Annotated in this window: 13 protein-coding genes; 5 read left to right on the top strand and 8 right to left on the bottom strand. The window is 57.3% G+C overall.

What is annotated here, in order from left to right:
* On the top strand, window positions 1-880 hold an 880-nt coding region (locus JAO32_RS16780), incomplete at its 5' end, for a 3-keto-disaccharide hydrolase (protein ID WP_334242512.1).
* Between the two features lie 53 nt (window positions 881-933).
* A complete protein-coding gene (locus JAO32_RS16775) occupies window positions 934-1386 on the top strand; it encodes a cupin domain-containing protein (RefSeq protein ID WP_334242511.1) in 453 nt (150 codons plus the stop codon).
* A gap of 31 nt (window positions 1387-1417) precedes the next feature.
* On the opposite strand, the gene JAO32_RS16770 is transcribed toward JAO32_RS16775, so the two are convergent.
* Window positions 1418-2050 carry a DUF2306 domain-containing protein gene (locus tag JAO32_RS16770; protein WP_334242509.1) on the bottom strand — a complete coding sequence of 211 codons (633 nt, stop codon included), beginning with the start codon at window positions 2048-2050 and terminating at the stop codon, window positions 1418-1420.
* Window positions 2051-2151: 101 nt separating this feature from the next.
* A complete protein-coding gene (locus tag JAO32_RS16765) occupies window positions 2152-3240 on the bottom strand; it encodes a YeiH family protein (protein WP_334242508.1) in 1089 nt (362 codons plus the stop codon).
* 244 nt (window positions 3241-3484) lie between these two features.
* Between JAO32_RS16765 and JAO32_RS16760 the strand changes: the two genes are divergently transcribed.
* Window positions 3485-5188: a GH39 family glycosyl hydrolase gene (locus tag JAO32_RS16760; RefSeq protein WP_334242506.1), complete on the top strand. Its 1704-nt coding sequence runs from the start codon at window positions 3485-3487 to the stop codon at window positions 5186-5188.
* A gap of 37 nt (window positions 5189-5225) precedes the next feature.
* Here JAO32_RS16760 and hslU read toward each other — a convergent pair whose 3' ends face one another.
* The 4 genes from hslU to JAO32_RS16740 all read right to left on the bottom strand — a co-directional run bounded on the left by hslU (window position 5226) and on the right by JAO32_RS16740 (window position 10316).
* Window positions 5226-6845 carry an ATP-dependent protease ATPase subunit HslU gene (hslU, locus tag JAO32_RS16755; protein WP_334242504.1) on the bottom strand — a complete coding sequence of 540 codons (1620 nt, stop codon included), beginning with the start codon at window positions 6843-6845 and terminating at the stop codon, window positions 5226-5228.
* Window positions 6846-7448: an ATP-dependent protease subunit HslV gene (gene hslV, locus JAO32_RS16750; RefSeq protein WP_443082613.1), complete on the bottom strand. Its 603-nt coding sequence runs from the start codon at window positions 7446-7448 to the stop codon at window positions 6846-6848.
* A gap of 79 nt (window positions 7449-7527) precedes the next feature.
* Window positions 7528-8820, bottom strand: coding sequence for a glycosyltransferase family 87 protein (locus JAO32_RS16745; protein ID WP_334242502.1), 1293 nt, complete (start codon window positions 8818-8820; stop codon window positions 7528-7530).
* A 455-nt stretch (window positions 8821-9275) separates the two neighbouring features.
* Window positions 9276-10316, bottom strand: a complete 1041-nt coding sequence (locus tag JAO32_RS16740; protein WP_334242501.1) for an aldo/keto reductase — start codon at window positions 10314-10316, stop codon at window positions 9276-9278.
* 101 nt (window positions 10317-10417) lie between these two features.
* Between JAO32_RS16740 and JAO32_RS16735 the strand changes: the two genes are divergently transcribed.
* Window positions 10418-10981, top strand: coding sequence for an outer membrane beta-barrel protein (locus JAO32_RS16735; protein ID WP_334242499.1), 564 nt, complete (start codon window positions 10418-10420; stop codon window positions 10979-10981).
* Here JAO32_RS16735 and miaA read toward each other — a convergent pair.
* Window positions 10978-11898, bottom strand: a complete 921-nt coding sequence (gene miaA / locus JAO32_RS16730) for a tRNA (adenosine(37)-N6)-dimethylallyltransferase MiaA (RefSeq protein ID WP_334242497.1) — start codon at window positions 11896-11898, stop codon at window positions 10978-10980. The two genes, JAO32_RS16735 and miaA, sit on opposite strands and share 4 nt — an antisense overlap.
* Window positions 11899-12062: 164 nt before the next feature.
* The gene (locus tag JAO32_RS16725) at window positions 12063-13772 is read right to left on the bottom strand and encodes a rhamnogalacturonidase (protein ID WP_443082614.1); all 1710 of its coding nucleotides are present in this window, start codon (window positions 13770-13772) and stop codon (window positions 12063-12065) included.
* Window positions 13773-14052: 280 nt separating this feature from the next.
* On the opposite strand from JAO32_RS16725, the gene sthA reads away from it, so the two are divergent.
* Window positions 14053-15465: a Si-specific NAD(P)(+) transhydrogenase gene (gene sthA / locus JAO32_RS16720; RefSeq protein WP_047491017.1), complete on the top strand. Its 1413-nt coding sequence runs from the start codon at window positions 14053-14055 to the stop codon at window positions 15463-15465.
* Window positions 15466-15502: the final 37 nt, after the last annotated feature.

Genomic DNA, 15502 nt, shown 5'->3' with positions numbered 1-15502 from the left:
GGGGGTACCCATGCACTACCGCACCGCCATTGCATTGTTCGTCCTCGTCACCGGAGCAGCGACCGCACAGTCCGTTCCAAAGGATCTGGAATCGCAACCAGCGCGTCCGCCCGTCACTGGCCCACACGGCGAAACCCTCATCGGCATGCCCAGGTTCCACGAGCCACTGCCCTACGACATCGACGCCCACACCGGTTACACACAGATCTTCGACGGCGCCTCACTCAAGGGCTGGGACGGCGACCCCACCATCTGGCGCGTGGAAGACGGCCTCATGATCGGTGAGACATTGCAGGACAAGCCGCGTGGCAACAGCTACATCGTCTACACCGACAAGAAGACCAAAGACTTCGACCTCAAACTCCAGATGAAGATCGAGAAGGGCGGCGGAGGCGGCATCCAGTACCGTTCGCACACAGGAACGCCCTGGACGCGTCCACAACCAGCGGGCGCTGGCCCCAACGGCACACCCACCAAATGGCTACTCACCGGCCCCCAGGCCGACTTCTGGTTCCCCGTGGGTAAAGCCGCGCAGCAGCATACCGGCCAGTGGTACTCCGAGAACACCATGCAGGGCATCCTCGCCTACCGTGGCCAGGTAACCCAGGCCCTCCCCGGCGACGGTAACCGCCTCGTAGCCAACATAGGTGACCGCCAGGCCCTGGGTGGGTACGTGCGCACCAACGAGTGGAACGATTACGAAATCATCGCGCGCGGTGGTGTGATGATGCACATCATGAACGGCCAGTTGATGGCCATCTTCATCGACGACAATCCGAACGACGCCAACAACCAGAGCGGCAATATCGGTTTCGAGATCGAGTCCCAACCCTGCAAGATCAGTGTGCGCAACATCTGGCTGCGCACCTTCGACAAGTAAGCGCAGTATGCTGGTGCTCGTGTAACGCTACGCAACAGCGTCAGGGAGAAGCAATGGACAGGAGAGACTTTCTGGGGGCAGCGGCTGTGCTGCCCTCTGCCCTCATCCAGCATTCGCAGGGAATCACGCATGTCGATACTGTGCGCAGCGGGCCACCACTCAAGAGCTCTGTGGTGAAGTCCTCCAGCCTGCAGGCTACGGGCGATAGCCCCGGTGCGAAGGCAAAGACCCACTTCAATGGCCCCACGCGGCAACTCGCCGCACTAGCATCAGGACTGGTGACACTGGAACCCGGTGCCCGCCCCCATCCGCCCCACCGCCATCCCGAAGAAGAACTCGTCATCATCGCGGAAGGCACCGGCGAAATCGTGGTGGATGGCGTCACCACCCATGTGGGCCCCGGCGACATGATGTACGCAGAAGCCAACGTGCTGCACGGCATCGTCAACACAGGGAAGACGCAAATGACCTTCTACTTCACCAAGATGCTCGCAAAGAATGCCTGAACTGTCTCAACGTTGGGAAAGTCGTGGCTCTTTATGCTGCGGCTTTCCGGCTTGTCGTAAGTTCACGCCAGTTGAAGTAGATGTCCGGGAAGAACAGATAAGCCGTAAATAGGCCCATGAGGATCAGGAAGAATCGCTCATCGCTGAGGTGTACCCATGCGGGTACCGGATTCGCCACACGCGTGAAGATGAAGTTCAAAGTGAACAGGTAAGAGCGCACCATCCATTGTCGATGCGCTTGTATCTGCCGATTGCGCGCAGTCTGATAAGCCGCAAACGTGCATGCAGCCCAAAGCAATCCGCCAACACAATTCGCAATGGTCGGTTCCAGAAGATATGCCGTGGGCGCAGCGATTGCAATGCAGATCACATACACACGCCCCATCACGCGATGCCTCATCAAGTGGCGTTGTCGAAAGCGCGTAGAGAACAGAAACGGTCCTAATACGGTCGCCGTTACGCCGCCGATGGCATGCGGAATCAGGATGACAAGTTCCTTCAGGAAACGGGCGCGTGCATGAAGCGGATCGGAGCCAAGGAAGGTTGGATAGTCGGTGTAAGCCAAAACGCTGAGTCCCATTAAACCCAGCATTATCCAGAGATAATGATGAGGACGCAGACGGCGTGCCGGTGTTCCGGGTGCGGAGGCGGGAAGCGTTGCCATGGCGGCAACCTCAGGTTGAAATGTTTGGAATCTGCGCGAAGTGTAGCGCAGATTCCAAACACCCCGCGCAAATTTTCACCGTGGTCGAAGATGGATTTCCACTAGAGATGGAAGGCGCGATCGGCGCCCCACACCAACGCCAGTGTCATGACTGCGATCACTACTTCTCCAATGACGCCCACCATCAGCGGGCGCACACCCTGCTTGCTCAGATCGCGGAAGCTGGTACGTAACCCAACGCCTGCGAAGGTCAATAGAAATGCCCAACGCGAAAGATTTCCGAGTGCTACCAGATTTGTCTTGGAGAAAAAGCCCACACTTGCAAGTGTGGAGATGAGCAGGAAACCGAGAACGAATTTCGGAAACTTCTTCCATAAAAACGCTGCCTTGTTTTCTACGCCGGAAGCTTGTCCCTTTGACGCCCAATAGATTGCGTAACCCAGGACCACAAAGCCAATCATGGCATTGCGGCATGTCTTTACAAGAACGGCGACTTTACCTGCAGCATCGGAATACAACGCACCCGCTGCAGCAGTTTCTGCGGTATTGTCGACGGCAAGCCCTGTCCACACACCGTATGCCTGATCGCTAAGGTGCAGCGCATGACCGATCAGCGGAAACAGAAATAGCGATACTGCGCCCAACGCAAGAATTGCAGCAATGGCGTAAGACGAGTCTTCCTCATCCGCATCAATCGCACCCTGGGTTGCAATGATGGCGGAGACACCACACACCGAAGCACCGACCGATAACAACGAAACCAGCTTGGGAGCAAGTCGGAAGCGTTTGCCCAACCATGTCATAAAAGCAAGTGCGAGGATGATCTCAACAAACACCAGCACCAGGGCCAAGCCACCCAGCGTCATGATGTCGCCCATCAGAAAGCGCGCGCCCAGCAGCACAATGCCCAGCTTCAGCCAGAACTCATACGTGGCCACGCCGCTGCGAAATATCTTCGGTACGCCGACGGTATTGGAAATCAGCAGACCAATCAGGATGGCCCACAACACATATTCAATGTTCGGCAGGACAAGATGGTGTGTCTTCCCGTAGCGAGCGATGAACTGCTCCAGAAACTTTCCCGCATAGCCCACAACAAACAACAACAGCACACCCGGCAACATGCCGAGCAGATTCGCAAACGCGCCAGAGGAAACGGAGGTATCAGGCACCGCACGAGTGTTAGACATGAGTGGCCTCCTGACCTACCAAGGCACGACGTTGAGTACGCCGAAGCGCACCAGTAGAGCCAGAGCCAATGCAAGCAGCACTGCCCAGGTATCAGCAGAAATACGTTGTGTAGGTGTTGTCATGGGTTCTATGAAGATAGAACCCGAAACGACCGTTAGGCAAACGAGCCGTAACAGCTTGAGACAGTAGTAGGCTTGCTGTCTAAGTCTTCGCTCGGGGAGTGTTGCCGTGAATCGCAAATGTATGAGGTGGACCTCATGCGTCGTAGCCGGATTAATTGCTATTGCGCCTTCTGCTGTTGCCCAGCACACGCTGCCTGGCGATACAGTGCAGCCGGTAAACATCACGGTGAACCTTGACCAGCCCATAGGCGAGTACAAGCCGATTTATGCCTGGTTCGGTTATGACGAAGCGAACTTCACCACCATGCATGACGGTCGTGTGTTGATGAAGGAACTTCACGATCTGAGCCCTGTGCCCGTCACCATCCGCGCTCATCATCTGCTGACCAGCGGCAATGGTGTGCCAGAACTCAAGTGGAGTTCCACCGGCGTCTACAGCGAAGATGAGCACGGCAAGCCGGTGTACAACTTCACACTGCTCGACGGTATCTTCGACGCCTATCGAGATGCAGGTGTGCGGCCCATGGTGGAGCTTGGCTTTATGCCGAAGGACCTGGCCGCAGATGTGCCGGGACGTTCTCAACCGTACCAGGTGCATTATCCCGCCAGCACCATTAGTGGCCGCAGCAACAATCCTCCCAAGGATTATGCGAAGTGGGGTGAGTTGTGTCGGGTGGTCACGGAGCATCTTGTGCAGCGTTATGGCCGCGATACTGTGCAGCAGTGGTACTTCGAAGTATGGAACGAGCCAGACATCGACTATTGGCACGGCACGCCGCAGGACTACTTCAAGCTGTATGACTACGCCGTGGCTGGGGTGCGTGCCGCGCTTCCCAATGCAATTGTTGGTGGACCTGCCACAACCAGCCCACGCTCCGATAAGGCATACGCCTTCCTGAAGGCTTTTCTCGATCACGTGCGCGATGACCATAGCGCAGCCGATGGCAAGGCCGTTCCGCTCAAGTTCATCAGCTTTCACGCGAAGGGTCAGCCGGTGATTCAGAATGGCGAAGTGAGCATGGGCATCCGCAGCGAACTGCGCGATGTGGATCGCGGCTTTTCACTTATCGCGAGTTATCCGCAGTTCAAGCCACTTCCCATCATTCTGTCCGAGGCTGATCCGGAAGGTTGTGCCGCCTGCTCCAGCAAGGTGAATCCTGCAAACAACTACCGTAACGGTACGCTTTATCCGGCTTACACTGCAGCGGCATATAAGCGGCTCTTTGAGCTTGCGGATAGGCATGGTGTCAATCTCATCAGCATGTTGAGCTGGTCGTTCGAGTTTGAGAACCGCGACTCGTTTGAAGGGTTTCGCGATCTTTCCACCAACGGCATCGACAAGCCGATCCTGAACTTCTTTCGCATGGCCGCAAAGATGAGCGGCACCCGCGTGTCAGCAAGCAGCAGCGCGGAAGTCCCCCTCGACAAGGCACTCGCTGATGGGATTCGTGGTGACTACGATATTGCTGCCATAGCTACACGCAATCCGCACAGCGCTGCCACGATGCTATGGAACTACAACGACGACGCCGCATCTACGGCGCCAGCGTCTGTTCAACTCGCCGTGAGGCAATTGCCCAGCACAGTGCATGCCGTACGTGTAACGGAATATCGCGTAGACAGCACCCACAGCAACGCCTACACCGTCTGGCAGCAAATGGGCTCTCCGGCTCATCCCACTCCGGATCAACTCCGTAAACTGAAATCTGTAGATGGCCTTCAGTCGATGGGCCCAGCACATCGAGTCACAGTGAAGAACGCAACGCTAACCATGCCCATTTCACTGCCTGCGCAAAGTGTGTCGTTGTTTCTCTTCGATTGGTAGTTAGTTATCGGAATGAGGAAGCGATGGATTTAAACCGCTACAGGATGTAGCGGCTTAAATCCTGGTTCTTCACAATGCCGGCTACTTGCTGCCGAACGTATTCGCGATCGATCAGAACCACGCGTTCCATGCCGCCTTCCACCTGCCGTTCCAGCACTGGCAAGGGATGTGCGTTTTCCGGTTGCGCTGCACCGCGTGGCTGCTGCACGGTGCTCGGTTCCACCTGTGCAATGACGCCGTTTACCGCAGGCTGTGCGTTTTTGATCAGGTCCGGCGCCTGGAAGCTGATCTCGTCCAGTACGCGCTCCATGATGGTGTGCAGGCGGCGTGCGCCGATGTTTTCTGTGGTCTCGTTCACGCTGAAAGCAAACGAAGCCATCTCTTCCAGAGCATCGGGCTGGAACTCCAGCTTCAGGCCTTCGGTTTCCAGCAGCGCGATGGACTGCTTCACCAGCGACGACTTCGGTTCCGTCAGAATGCGAATGAAGTCTTCCACGGTGAGTGATTGCAGTTCTACGCGAATGGGGAAACGTCCCTGCAATTCAGGGATCAGGTCGCTGGGTTTGGAAACATGGAATGCGCCTGCCGCGATGAATAGGATGTGGTCCGTCGACACGAAGCCGTACTTCGTGTTCACAGTGGTGCCTTCCACAATAGGCAGAATGTCGCGCTGCACGCCTTCGCGGCTGATGTCCGGGCCGTGGCCGCCTTCGCGTCCCGCGATCTTGTCGATCTCGTCCAGGAAGACGATGCCTGAATCTTCCACGCGTTCAATGGCGGTGCGTGTCACCAGATCCATGTCGATCAGACGGCCTTCTTCCTCACTGATGAGGTACTCAAAGGCTTCGCTGACCTTCATCTTCCTCTTGCTCTTGCGTGGTCCGAAGAGGCCAGGAAGGATGTCCTTCAGGTTTACATCGGCGTCTTCCGTACCGCCCACACCCACAATTTCAAACTGCGGTTGATTGCGGTCGCGGGCGTCCAGTTCTACGATGCGTTCGTCCAGCTTGCCTTCGCGGAACTGCTGGCGCAGCTTTTCACGTGTGCGTTCCTGAGTGTGCGGCTCTTCCGGTTTTGTTTCAGTCGCAGCGTCGAAATCGATCGCTACGGAAGGTGTTGGGGATTCAAGCGCGAGTCCGACGGTATCCACGTCGGCAGTTTTCTGTGCAGTCTGTGCGGCTTTCAGTGTTTCCGGAGAAGGCGGCAGCAGCAGGTCCAGCAATCGCTCTTCGGCGTTGCGCTCAGCCTTATCTTCGGTCTCTTCCAGCTTTTCTTCGCGCACCATTTCAATGGCGGTTTCCACCAGGTCGCGAACGATGGATTCCACATCGCGACCCACATAGCCCACTTCGGTGAATTTGCTGGCTTCTACTTTCAGGAACGGAGAATTGGTTAACTTGGCTAACCGTCGAGCAATCTCCGTTTTACCCACGCCCGTTGCGCCGATCATGATGATGTTCTTCGGCATGATCTCGTCGGCAAGTTCGGGAGGCAGCTTCTGGCGGCGCTGACGATTGCGCAGCGCAATCGCTACGGCACGCTTCGCCGCGTACTGACCAACGACGTACTTGTCCAACTCGGCAACGATCTCGCGCGGCGTCATCTCTTCCAACGCAACGGCCTGGTCTTCTGCAACTCCGGGAAGGTAAATGGCCATTTAGAGCTCCTCCACGGCGATATTGCCGTTTGTGTAGATACAGATTTCCGCGGCAATCTTCATGCTCTTTTCGACGATCTCGCGGGCGGAGAGGTCTGTGTTTTCCAGTAGCGCCTGTGCCGCAGCCTGCGCGAACGATCCGCCAGAGCCGATGGTCATGATGGCTCCATCGCCGGTCATGTCGGGTTCAATGACATCGCCGTTGCCGCCCAGCAGGTACATGTGTTCCTTGTCAGCGACAAGAAGCAGAGCTTCAAGCTGGCGCAGCATCTTGTCTGTGCGCCAATCCTTGGCGAGCTCCACGGCGGCGCGGGGCAGATTTCCTGCGAACTGTTCCAGTTTGCCCTCAAAACGCGAGAACAGCGAGAACGCATCTGCTGTCGATCCGGCGAATCCGGCCAGCACCTTGTCCTGATACAGCCGACGCAACTTCTTCGCACCGGACTTCATCACGGCCGAGCCCAGTGTTACCTGCCCGTCGGCGGCCATCACCACCTTGCCATTGCGACGGACACAAAGAACAGTGGTGGACCGAATGCGCCGGCCATCTGCCGTGTCGTACGGGTGCATCGCGGGCTGTGCGGAATGCGTGGTTTTGGTCATGGAATCGCTGCGTAAAGACAGCTCAGAACGAGTGCCGGAGGAAGTGTGCATCACTCACCAGTATACGCCCGCGACCGTGCTAAATCACTGGTTCCGACTCGCCCCGTGTCACCTTCCGCGCCAGTACCATCAGCACCACCACCAACAGCAGCGCGCTGAAATACATGTAGCTCTGGACGATGTTCCACCCGTGATATGGCGCGGCCTTGTTGAGAGCCAGCCACGCGTTCATGGTGAACAGTGACGCTATGCCCAACAGCCACGGGCGTTTCTCCTGCCAGCATCCATACGCGAACCAGACCCAGGCAAACACACCCACCACAATGCCGTAGTGGTGTTCCCAGGCCATGGGGGAAGCGGCTACCGAAACGATGCCCATTGCTGCCAGATCGGCTGCGGAAGCGCGCAGCTTGCCCCACGGAAACAGGAGTACAGTGCCCATCAGCACCAACGCTGTCGCGACGGTAGTGAGGTACACCCAACGGATGTACGGCGTGTAGAGCAGCGGCGTATACGAGATATTTTCGCCATTTCCAATGGCGCGATTCAGTGTGCCGAACATGCTCTGGTTGCCGTAGTGCGACTGTGCCTTCTTGCTCAATCCGGCCAGCACATGCAGGAAGTCCAGGTTGTTATGGACGCCGAAAACAATCACGGAAAGCAGCAGCAACACTGCGGATGTGGCCAGAAATGCAATGGTGGCGTTCCAGCGCTTGCGCACGGCCATCCAGATCAGCAGCAGCGCATACTGCGGCTTTACGAAGGCCAGCAGCGCGCCAACAACGCCTCCTGCAGCTTCTTTGCCTTCAGACCAAAGCAGCAGCAGCAATGCGAATTCAAATGACAGATAGGTCTGCGCATTACCTAGTGAATAGCCCTTCAGCAGCGGATAGCAGAACAACACGGCAGCAAATACTGCCACTACGGTTTCCCACGTGATGCGCACGCCGCGTGCCTTTAGAAACTTGTGTGCCATGGCCAGAGCTACGCCGGCAATGCCTGCCAAAGCCAACCATGAAGTTACTGCGAGAAAACGCAGCATGGCCACATCGCCCATGCCCAGTTTTTTCAGCGCCCACAGCGGCAGGATACTGGCCAGCGAATAGATCAGCGTGTCGTATAGCGGTGCGTAGTAGATAGGCAGCGTGGGGTGCTGCAGGAAGTAGTCCACCGACTGCATCATAGGCAGCCAGGAATCTGTCCATGTGTGAAGGGTCCAGAAGTCATGGAGCAGATGGCCAATCGAGCCAGGATTGCCCCATCCCACCAATTTGAAAAGGATGTGCGGAATGAAGTTCGATAGTACGAGGCTGCCCAATACAAACAGAAGCAGACGACGGCCATGCGCAGGATCACTGGGACGTGGGCTCATTCCACTCCAGTACAGCACGGAAGCAGCGGCTTTGCTACTTCAATGTGGCCACATGTTTGTCTGCCCGGACGGTAGTTTATTTGTCTGGACGTATATATTCCTGTTTTGCGCCACGGTCAGTCAGCCGTACGCGCATACGGCAAAAGTTGCATCGCCATGGATATTGGCCTAGTAATGGCCAGAAATACTTCTCTAACAAGCTGCGGCGCTTACTGCGCTTCAACCTGCCACGCTGACACAGCGTGCAAACATGTTCGTTCATGTATCACCGGAAGGAAGAACTTACCCAAAGCAGCAGGACAAAAGTGAGGCAGAGGCGCAGCGACGACAGGTTTTTATAAGTGGTGATGATTTTAACGACCGTTATACATAGTTGAGTTGCGAAAAGTCGTGCCATTGAAAAGAAAAAGGCTCCAGTTTCCCGGAGCCTTCGCGGATTGATATTGCGGACGGTATTACTTGCGATAAGCAGGCGGCTGCGGATTGCGATGGTAGAACTGCACCTGGTGCCAGTAGGGATAGGGCTTGGGCAGTTCGCTGGCTTTGTCCAACTTTGCTACTTGCTCTTCCGATAGCACGAAGCTGGCAGCTTCAAGATTGCCTTTCAACTGTTCTGCATTGCGCGCGCCAATGACCAGGCTGCTCACCGTCGGCTTGCGCAGCAGCCAGTTCAAAGCTACCTGCGGTACAGTCTTCCCGGTTTCGGCGGCGATGGCATCCAGAGCATCCACCACTTTGTACAGGTACTCATCGTCCACGACAGGACCACCTGCAGTGCCTTCTTTAGCGCGAGTACCAGCGGCAGGCGGCTGACCGCGACGAATCTTGCCGGTCAGGCGTCCCCATCCCAGCGGGCTCCATACCAGCGCTCCAACGCCTTCCTTATCGCCGACCTGCATCAGTTCCCATTCATAGTCGCGACCAATCAGTGAGTAATACACCTGGTGCGCGGCATACTTTGCCCAGCCGTATTTTTCGCTGATGTCCACGGACTTCTGCAGCGCCCAGCCAGAGAAGTTGGAGCATGCGATGTAGCGGATCTTGCCTTCCCGTACGAACTTGTCCAAAGTGTTCAGCGTCTCTTCAATCGGCGTCAGGCCATCGAATGCATGCATGTGATAGACGTCGATGTAATCCGTCTGCAGGCGTTTCAGGCTGCCGTGAAGCTGCTCGGTAATGTGATAACGGCTTGATCCCACATCGTTCGGCCCGGGGCCAAAGCTGAAACCGGATTTCGTGCTGAGCAGAACGCTTGTGCGCGGTAGATGCTTGATGGCCTCGCCCAGAATCTCTTCCGAACGGCCTTCAGAGTAACCATCCGCCGTATCGAAGAAGTTCACTCCAGCTTCCATGCACTGGTCGATGAGTTGCCGCGCTTCGTCGACGTCCGTCGAACCCCACGTTTTGAAGAATTCGTTCGTACCACCAAAGGTGCCAGTGCCATAGCAAAGCACGGGAACCTTCAGACCGCTGTTGCCAAGCTGTCGAAATTCCATATTGTCCTCAGATGCCTCTGTCTTGATTCGGTCGCAATCGCTCTCACGACAATGTACTCATTCCCTTACGCCATTCCGTCACATACTTCGTGAAGAACATCATGGGTCGCAGCCGCCCCACTTGCATTATTTTCCTTCTCTCCATCGTTCTGTTCTGTGCCAATGCTTCTGCGCAGCATACTGCTTACACTGCTGTCCGGCAGGGAGATCTCCAACTTGGCGGTGGTTTCAGCTACGCCCTTACTGGAGATTCCGGTGATTCCTACGCCATTCAGACCGGCTATAGCAATGAGCACATCACTGGATTCAAACTCTATGGCAACTACGATTTCAAGACCCACTTTGGCATTGAAGTAGACGTCAACCAGCTCAACGGCAAGAACAGCGTCTACGAGCGCACCTACGAGATTGGTCCTCGCTATGTCTTACGATATGACCGCTGGGATCCCTACGTGCGTGTCATGTACGGACGCGGCGTCTTCAACTTTCCGCAAAATATCGCTAACCTTGCCTACAATATTGGCGTCGTTGGCGGTGGTGTGGACTACCATCTCTCCACTCATATCAACCTGCGTGCCGATTATGAATATCAGAAGTGGTTCGGCTTTCCACCGCATGACCTTACGCCTTCCATTCTCAGCATTGGTGCGGCTTACCACTTTTAATGACCCAGCAGGCCTATAACCTGATCTATGACATCGCCGCCGAATCCGTGTAGCCACTGCACGCGTGTATCGCGACGAAACCATGTGCCTTGTCGCTTGCTGTAGTTGCGATGACCGGTTTGCGTTTTCGCGATGGCTTCTGCTTCGGTCATTTCGCCCCGCAGTACGGCCTGCGCTTCTGCATATCCCAGTGAACTCAGTGCGCGGCAGTCGGCGCCATATTTCGCGACTAATCCACGCGTTTCTTCTACTAAGCCGTCGTGAAACATGGCGGCACAGCGGGCGTTGATGCGGTCGTATAAAGCGGCGCGCTCTGGAGCCAGCCCCATCTGCACTACATGAAACCCTTCCAGCGGCGAAGGCGATCGGGCTTGCCATGCGTCGCTCATGGGCCTGCCTTCCAGCACAGAAACTTCAATTGCGCGAATCAGTTTCGGATGGTCGTTCTCATGGATTCGCGCAGCCGCGGCAGCGTCCAGGCGTCGCAGCACACGCATCAGCACTGCGGGGCCACGGCGTTCCATCGCTGCACGCAGCCTGTCGCGGAGAGCTTCATCGCGTTGCGGCACGGGGCTGAAACCATCCAGCAGCGCACGTAGATACAGCCCTGTGCCACCGGCCACGATGGGAACTTTACCGCGGCTGGTAATGTCCTGCACTGCTGCTCGTGCGGCTCGGCCGTACTCGCCTGCGGTGTATTCCACGCTGGGCGGCACCACGTCGATCATGTGGTGCCGTACCTGCGCACGTTCTTCTCGCGATGGCTTCGCTGTTCCTAGCTCCATCTCTTGGTAAACCGCTACGGAGTCGCAGGAGACGATTTCACCGCCAAGCCGCTCCGCCAGCGCAAGCGATAAAGCGGTCTTGCCGCTGGCGGTAGGCCCAACGATGACAGGTAGTAGAGGAAGTGTGCTCAAGGCAGCATTCCTCCGCGCCACGCACGCAGCACGATGATCACGAGCATGATTGCACCGACTGCGATTGCTGCTGACAGTTGCAGTCGTTGTAGCCGTGCCTGTTCTTTCGTATGCATCCCTTCACCAACATAAAGCCGGCGAGGGTTTGCGTGCGCGAGCAAGCCTTATACGGTCTGTTCTGTTGCGTGGTCCACTTTCTCGTCGTGGTAGAACTGGCAGCCGAACAACCGGAAATCCTGCACGTTATGCAAGCGGAACTGCTTTTCGCGCAGACGACGTGGCAGGCGCAGCCGGAATAGATCCACACCTTCCGCATCGGCCAACAGCATCGTGGGGCGTGTGTCGCTGTTGGATGCGTTGGCGAACTCCACGTTCGACAGTTCCAGGTTGCGAATGTGGCGCGCATACAGGCCGCTGGCGGGAACGTCGCCGAACATATTCGGTTCGGGATAGCCGTTGGGAAGCTCCTGCGGGATGCCGTCCGGCCCCAGCGGTGCAGGGCCTGCCTGCCCGTAGCCCGATGCCGCGTGGCCCTTGTCGATGGCGCTCATCTGCACATTCGAGGCTGCCGAAACACTCTCAATGGGCGCGTGATGGAAGTAGCTGTCGGAGAGCTTTACGTCTTCAATCGCATGTTCGGGAATGCCTGCAAAGATACTGGGCATTGGGTCGGCGTTGTGGCTGGTGATGTTGCTCATCAACGCGCGTTTCAGCGTGCCGACCGGAATTTCCTTTGGTCCACGCATGCGCGATTGCAGCCGCAGGAACAGCGGTGCGCCACGCACACCGCGCATGGTGATGCCGGTGAAGGTAATGTCTTCCAGGTTCGCTCCATCGGCGGTCTCCAGCGCAAGGCCGCGGCAGGTGTCGAAGGTGCAGTCGGAGATGGTGATGTTGCGGAATCCGCCGTTGGATTCCGTGCCGCACTTGATGCGGCCATGCCCGTAGAACCGTGCGGGGTTCACATGGGGTTTCCACGTGCCGTCCAGGACGGAGCCGATCTGGTAACCACCGGTGACGTAGCAGCCCGTGATGGTTACGTTTTCAGTATCGCGACGATAGCCCAGCGCGTAGCTGCTCTTGGGGCAGATGCCGTCATCATTGGGCGAATTGACGGTGCAGTTGCTGATGCGGACGTTGCGGCAGCAATCCACGTCAATGCCATCGCGGCTGGTGTCGATTTTCAGATTGTCGATGGTCAGGTTATCCACGCCTGTTGCCAAAACACAGAACCACCCGCCGCGCAGCACCGAGAAATCGCTCAGGATGACGTTGCGGCAGTTCTTCAGCGCGATGGCCTTATTGGCCACACCGGGCGAGGTGCTGGCGGGCAGATCGACCTCAGCTTTTTCGCCTCGGGCAAGGCCCTTGCCCCAGATCAGGCCGGGGCCAAAGATACCGATGTCGTGCAGGTCTTCGCCCCAGAGCAGGGAATTGTGCCAGTGGTTATGGCCGTAATCCTGAAACTTCTCAATGGCCGGATTTTGCGGTTCGGCAGCGTCGTAGCCGCCGGTTTTCAGCCCTTCCATGGGAACGGTTGCCGCCAGGATGGTCGAGCCCTGCGACAGATAGAGTGCGACGTTGCTCTTCAGGCGGATGGAATAGCTGGCATAGACGCCTGCCGGGAACACCACTGTGCCGCCGCCCGCGTTGGCCGCAGCTTCAATGGCCCGGTTAATGGCGGGGGAGTCGATGGTCTGGCCGTCGCCCGTGGCCCCAAAGCGGCGCACATCGTAGTAGACCTCGCGTGTGGCCGTAGCGGCACCGCGATGAGGCTGTGCCCCCAGCGATCCTGCCAGCGTGACTGCGCCACCGGCCATGCCCAATCCGGCCATCTTTAGAAATTCACGACGAAACTCCTGCACCTTTTTCATCCCCATGACTCATTTGTGTGGAAAGCAGCACCAGTTTAGGTGAGAGCGATGAACCGGGTGTGATGGAAATGCTGAAATCCGTATGCGGTAACCTTTTGGCTGCCGCCAGCCGATAGAGGGGGAGTGAGACGCGGACGCTGTGCCCGTGCTGTGGTAGCCTGAAAAACGAAACAGGGGTGAGCGGAGCTGCACAACGGCGGCACCTTTCCGTCCACTAGAAAGTGTTTAACGAACCGCCAGAGCGCGCAGCGTCCTGCCAACCAGAGGAAAGCGCCATCGCATGAGCAGTGCATCGTCGGCCAGTGTGTATGACCTGATCGTGATCGGCTCCGGCCCCGCCGGACAACGCGCTGCCATTTATGGCGCAAAGCTCGGCAAGAGGGTCGCCCTCGTCGAGATGCGCGAAGTGGTGGGCGGAGCCTGTATCAACACCGGAACCATCCCCAGCAAGACCATGCGCGAGGCGGTGCTGCACCTCTCGGGCTATAACTACCGCTCTATCTACGGCATGAACTACCGTGTGAAGGAGCGCATCACGATGGCCGACCTGGCCTTCCGTGTGCAGCACGTCATCAAGACTGAGATTGACGTTACCGAAGCTCAGCTTTCCCGTAACAACATCGAGATGTTCACCGGTGTCGCCTCGTTTGAGGATCCGACCCACCTCCGCGTGACCAATAGCCGCGGATCGAATGTCTACGAGGCGAAGAACATCATCATTGCCACCGGCACGAAGCCGGCCAGCAGCGACAAGGTGCCGATCAACGGCAACACGATTATCAACAGCGATCTGGTGCTTGATCTGAAGCAGTTGCCCAAGACCATGATCGTGGTGGGTGGCGGCGTCATCGGTGTGGAATACACCTGCATGTTCGCCGCGCTGGGCGTGCGCGTCACGCTGATTGAGCGTCGTCCACGCCTGCTGGAGTTTGCCGATCAGGAAATTGTGGAAGCGCTCAGCTACCACCTGCGCGACAGCCGCGTGACCATGCGCCTGAACGAAGAGGTGGAGTCCGTCGAAGAGAACGAAGACGGCACGGTGACGGCGAACCTGGAATCGAAGAAGAAGGTACAGGGCGACGCGCTGCTGTACGCCGTTGGCCGCCAGGGCAACGTGGATGAGTTGATGCTGCAGAACATTGGGGTGGATTCCGATGAACGTGGCCGCATCCCCGTGGACAAGGATTACCGGACGAAGTGCCCCACCGTATTTGCCGTGGGTGACGTGATCGGATTCCCGTCGCTGGCGTCGGTATCCATGGAGCAGGGCCGTATCGCGGGTGCTCGCGCCTTTGGCGACGAAACGATCCTCTCCAACCCCAGCTTCTACCCCTACGGCATTTGGACGATTCCAGAGATCAGCTTCCTCGGCAAGACGGAAGAACAGCTCACGGAAGAGGACGTGCCTTACGAAGTGGGCGTGGCCTACTATCGCGAGATTGCGCGTGGTCAGATCCGTGGCGATACGACCGGACGCCTGAAACTCATCTTCCACCGTGAGAACAAGTCAATCCTGGGCGTGCACATCATTGGCGAAGGCGCCAGCGAACTGTTGCACATCGGGCAGGCTGTGATGGCGTTGGGCGGCAACGTGGACTACTTCGTGGAGACGGTCTTCAACTATCCCACGCTGGCCGAGTGCTACAAGGTGGCAGCCTTCAATGGTCTGAACCGCCTGCGTCGTGGCGACTAGTTCGTTTCGCAAAAGATAAAGAGGGCATGGCGCAAGC

It is taken from the genome of Terriglobus sp. ADX1 (genome assembly GCF_036877645.1).
Lineage (GTDB): Bacteria > Acidobacteriota > Terriglobia > Terriglobales > Acidobacteriaceae > Terriglobus.
Note: the sequence above shows the minus strand (reverse complement) of the source record. Positions and strands in the feature narration are given on the sequence as shown.

Excerpts from the sequence above, each read along its gene's own strand:
- hslU (WP_334242504.1), bottom strand. The coding sequence starts at position 6,845 with ATGGCCATTTACCTTCCCGGAGTTGCAGAAGACCAGGCCGTTGCGTTG.
- JAO32_RS16745 (WP_334242502.1), bottom strand. The coding sequence starts at position 8,820 with ATGAGCCCACGTCCCAGTGATCCTGCGCATGGCCGTCGTCTGCTTCTG.
- sthA (WP_047491017.1), top strand. The coding sequence starts at position 14,053 with ATGAGCAGTGCATCGTCGGCCAGTGTGTATGACCTGATCGTGATCGGC.
- hslV (WP_443082613.1), bottom strand. The coding sequence starts at position 7,448 with ATGACCAAAACCACGCATTCCGCACAGCCCGCGATGCACCCGTACGAC.
- JAO32_RS16740 (WP_334242501.1), bottom strand. The coding sequence starts at position 10,316 with ATGGAATTTCGACAGCTTGGCAACAGCGGTCTGAAGGTTCCCGTGCTT.
- JAO32_RS16775 (WP_334242511.1), top strand. The coding sequence starts at position 934 with ATGGACAGGAGAGACTTTCTGGGGGCAGCGGCTGTGCTGCCCTCTGCC.
- JAO32_RS16725 (WP_443082614.1), bottom strand. The coding sequence starts at position 13,772 with ATGAAAAAGGTGCAGGAGTTTCGTCGTGAATTTCTAAAGATGGCCGGA.
- JAO32_RS16765 (WP_334242508.1), bottom strand. The coding sequence starts at position 3,240 with ATGTCTAACACTCGTGCGGTGCCTGATACCTCCGTTTCCTCTGGCGCG.
- JAO32_RS16735 (WP_334242499.1), top strand. The coding sequence starts at position 10,418 with ATGGGTCGCAGCCGCCCCACTTGCATTATTTTCCTTCTCTCCATCGTT.
- JAO32_RS16760 (WP_334242506.1), top strand. The coding sequence starts at position 3,485 with ATGAGGTGGACCTCATGCGTCGTAGCCGGATTAATTGCTATTGCGCCT.
- JAO32_RS16770 (WP_334242509.1), bottom strand. The coding sequence starts at position 2,050 with ATGGCAACGCTTCCCGCCTCCGCACCCGGAACACCGGCACGCCGTCTG.